The organism is Vibrio sp. 1288 (assembly GCF_033344475.1).
Window position 1 is genome coordinate 1 of the sequence record NZ_JAWPOX010000356.1, and the last position, 795, is coordinate 795.

1 pseudogene is annotated in these 795 nt (G+C 48.4%); it reads left to right on the forward strand.

Annotated elements, in window-relative coordinates:
• Nucleotides 1-795 (forward strand): annotated as a pseudogene (gene vmeK / locus R8O11_RS26735) (multidrug efflux RND transporter permease subunit VmeK); the annotation flags it as partial.

Sequence of the window (795 nt, forward strand, 5' to 3'; positions counted from 1 at the left end):
AAGGCCACGCCTCAGTGACTTTGGAGTTTAGCGTCGGCGTGGATCTCGATAAAGCGATGGCGGATGTTCGCGACGCGGTCGATCTGGCGAAACCTAAGTTACCTGCAGACAGTGATGAACCGACGGTCAATGAAGTCACTTTTGCTTCAGAGGAGCCTGTTTTAACTGTTGTGCTTTATGGCACGGTGCCAGAGAGAACCATTGTTCAAATCGCACGAACGTTGCGTGACCGATTAGAAAGCTTCCGCCAGATTTTGGAAGTCGATATTGCTGGTGATCGTGAAGATATTGTCGAGATCGTGGTTGATCCCCTTCTAATGGAAAGCTATGGATTGGATCAGGCCGATATCTATAACTTGATCGCACTAAACAACCGAGTGGTTGCGGCTGGTTTTGTCGATACTGGATATGGGCGCTTTTCGGTCAAAGTTCCGTCGGTGTTTGATTCTCTGAAAGATGTTCTCGAATTGCCTATCAAAGTGAATGGCAAAGAAGTGATCACCTTTGGTGATGTGGCCACAGTTCGCCGAGCGTTTCGTGACCCGGAAAGCTTTGCCCGCTTGGATGGTGAGCCTGCCATTGTGCTTGACGTGAAAACGCGTGCTGGCGAGCACATTATTGCAACCGTCGCGTTAGTTAAAGAGGTGATTGCTCAAGGGCAACTGCGTGCAGAGTGGCCAAGTAATTTGCAGGTTAAATACACTTGGGATCAGTCGGATGATGTCAAGCTGATGCTTAGTGATCTGCAAAACAACATTCTCTCGGCAATCATTTTGGTGGTCATCGTTATTATCG